The 3,188-nt window shown below is 52.2% G+C and carries 4 protein-coding genes; all 4 read right to left on the bottom strand.

Translation table 11 applies throughout. The annotated features are described in order from the left end of the window. Nucleotides 1-266 (bottom strand): hypothetical protein (locus ACIQ2X_RS16170; protein WP_396180019.1); only part of this gene is annotated, 266 nt, incomplete at its 3' end. Nucleotides 267-634: 368 nt separating this feature from the next. After that, entirely contained in the window at nt 635-913 is a 279-nt protein-coding gene (locus ACIQ2X_RS16165; RefSeq protein WP_396180018.1) for a hypothetical protein, read from the bottom strand. A gap of 321 nt (nt 914-1,234) precedes the next feature. Beyond that, the gene (locus ACIQ2X_RS16160) at nt 1,235-1,420 is read right to left on the bottom strand and encodes a helix-turn-helix domain-containing protein (RefSeq protein WP_396180020.1); all 186 of its coding nucleotides are present in this window, start codon (nt 1,418-1,420) and stop codon (nt 1,235-1,237) included. A 152-nt stretch (nt 1,421-1,572) separates the two neighbouring features. Beyond that, nucleotides 1,573-2,829: a tyrosine-type recombinase/integrase gene (locus ACIQ2X_RS16155; protein ID WP_396180017.1), complete on the bottom strand. Its 1,257-nt coding sequence runs from the start codon at nt 2,827-2,829 to the stop codon at nt 1,573-1,575. Nucleotides 2,830-3,188 lie beyond the last annotated feature (359 nt).

Raw genomic sequence — 3,188 nt, 5'->3', positions numbered from 1 at the left:
ATAGGGAGCCCCTTAGCGTCGGTGTTCTCTGCAAATGTGATATCCGCCCGCCAAAAACTGCCGTTTGGAGAAAGAGATGGGAAGAGGCGAATGTGCTGATAGCCAGCCTTGTGCAGTTCCGAGACCATTGCGATAACACGGGCGTAGCGCCGTCGTTCGGGGTCTGGGTTCGGTTGAAGACTAATTTCTCTGATTGCTGGCTCTGACATTGCTGCGCCCCTCAAAAATCTGGGGCAAGCGCCCCTTTCTATGGAGGCGTCTTCCAAGCCGGTAGTTGGAAACCCTGACGAAGCGCAAGGCGCGGACGCCTTTGGGCCGGAAGGCCTTGGACATACGCGCCCGCCTACCGGCCAAGAAATCGTGACCGGGGCTTCGTTTCTGAGGTTTCCACGCCTCATTCCGGCTCTCACCGCAACAGTTCGCGTATGCACTCATGAATGGACGGAAAGCAAGTTTGCATTACGCAAGCAATATGCAGCTCATCGCAATGGTGCGATGCGTGGTTGAGGCATCTGGCCACGAATTATTGCTTCTCTCTTATCGAGAAAGAGGGGTGCTATTTTTTATAATGGGAAGGCGGATGCGATTTCAGGCATTTGATGCGTTCTTGGCCGAAATCACTTTTATGACAATCTCAACGGCTGTTCATCCGCAGGCGTGTATTTAGGTCCACCTGCTTCTTGCAGCTACGAACCTTCAGTTGCACCGGTACGATGCGGCGGCCCTGCTTTGAAACATTGACCCGCCAGCTGTTATCTGGACCAAACACCGCCATGTTGCCGTCGATCTCCGCGGCAGATGAAACCGTCAGTGCCATACGTTTATGCTCATGCGATACGAACACCATGTCCGGATCTTGACGAACCGCTGAAGCGAACTTGGTGGCTGAAGCCAACGGAGAAAACCACATCATATAAAATGCCCGCTGAAGAGGCTGCACTATAGAGAGGTGTTCGAGCAGAGGGCACAGGACGACCTCCCCGGCTATCGAGCCAAGGGAGGTCCGCCCCGCCTCGCTACACCTGCACTACCGAGCCGGCGCCGATTGAGGGGTTAGTGCGCTAGCGTCCGCACCAACATGAGTGACTACTTGCGATGGATGACGCTCCACCGGCGACCGCGCTTTCACTCTCAGGACTGCGCTTGGGCTATGGTCGCTTCCCACAGTAGCCCATACCTCGGCAGCCCTGCCGTTAACCGACGACTGCCAAGCTCAAATCAAATCTCTTAAGGTTTACGAAACTTTCTTCTTCGCAGCAGGAAGACTGCTAATGTACCGCTGAATTTCATCATCGTGGAACATGGTTAGCTTGCCCTGCTTAATCGCAGTGATCAACCCAGCCCGCTTTACATTGTAGAGGGTCGAACGTGAGACCCCCAGCTTTGCAGCCGTTGAATTAACACCAAATAGAATTTGCATCATATCACCTCACGGTTACAGTTGTTATCAGGTGAGAGGGATCATATGATCACAAAAAGACGCAAACAAGGACACCAAAGACAAAAAATGCATCGTCCTTGTCTATCAGTATCACTAGATTGATACTGATGAATATTTATCCACAGGAAACTTCAATGCGTCAGGTTAGCATTACCTAAACCACCATACAGTTTCTGTTCGCCCTGCTTCAGCAATAGATCTAAATGGGCTTCCCATAATGAAAGCACCGCCCTTTTCTCGTCCGCCCAATCGTGCTGCTGATACACGCCGGCGATGCCTCCACGCGAACCACTGATATGATGCAACACCCCTTCCGTGACCTCAAGTCGAGCGCCAAGACGCTGAAGGCCCGTAGCCACGGTGCGGCGTATATCGTGGATCCTCCAAGGCTTGAGCGGATGAACGTCACCCGTCCCCCCATTTGCCTCGAGCAATGCTGCAACTATAGCCGCATCAAGGGCTTTCTTCGCTTTTGATATTCCGCTCATTGGGCGCCCAGAACCGTTGGTTGAGGGGAAGACAAGGTTGCTGGTGCGCTCTGCCCACAGCCTGCGCAATATCGAGAGAGCGGGAGCGCTCAAAGGCACCAAATGAGGCAAATTTTGTTTCTTAGTGCGCTCTCGAGGGATAATCCAAACCGCTTTGTCGAAATCAATCTCATCCCACGACATCCCGAAAACCTCAGACCGTCGCGTGCCTGTGTAGAGTAACAACTTAAATGCTTCTGCGAAGCGACTGTTCAGGGAACAAAGAACCGGCAGCAGCAACGCTAACTCGCCGTCGTCCAAAAAACGTTCCCGTTTGTTTTCCTTAGCCAGCGCTTTCACACCCATCACAGGACTGTAGTCGAGAGCGTCACGCGAAACGCACCAGTTAAAAAAATGTCTTACAGCAGCCAGCACGCGGTTAGATCGGATAGGTGCCTGCTGGTGCACTTTTTCGATCAGCCTCACCACGTCACGCCGTTTGATCGTGTCGATTGGTCGGTTGCCCCACTCCGGGAAAACGTGCCGTTCAAACATACGCAAGGTGTCCTCCCAACGCACAGTGCGCACCTTCGCGTAAGCATCGATGTAAACCTTCACCGCATCCTTCAGGTTCTTCGGCAGAACAGTGTAGCGAGACGCCTTGTCCGCTTGTGGATCGTGACCCCTCTCAATTGCTACAGTCATTTCACCAGCCATCTTGCGAGCTTCGGCTAACGACACCTTTGGATACTTGCCAATCGTGTAACGCCGATGGAACCCATCCGAACGATAGCGAAGGGTCCACGATTTGACCCCGGATGGCATCACTCGAAGATAGAGCCCGGGCATCGCAGCGTCGGGTATCTCTTGCTGCTTTAGATTTGGCTTTATTGCGTCAACCGACTTCGTCGTAAACTTCATAGCATTGTTCCCATGGGAACAGCCGTGGGAACAAATTCCCTTGACTATTCAAGAACACTCCTACACGAAAATACACATATAGTCACGATATTATGTTGTTATCGTGAGATTTTTTAGCTGACGTTATCCATACCTGAACGGCTGAGCCTCGGTCTCTTAATCAGCGGGTCCTAGGTTCGAGCCCTAGTGCGTCCACCAAATTTTTCCTTACAAATCAATGACCTTCTCAGATCGTTTCGGAAGCAGCTTTCTGACGTTGCCACCTGCTCACGGCATAGGCATCACATAGGCATCAGATGTTGGTCTCCGAAAACTTACACCAGATATTCAGGTTAAGCTCTGCGCTACCGCGCCAATGT

It is taken from the genome of Flavobacterium sp. (assembly GCF_044368625.1).
Taxonomy (GTDB): Bacteria; Bacteroidota; Bacteroidia; order Flavobacteriales; family Flavobacteriaceae; genus Flavobacterium.
Note: the sequence above shows the minus strand (reverse complement) of the source record. Positions and strands in the feature narration are given on the sequence as shown.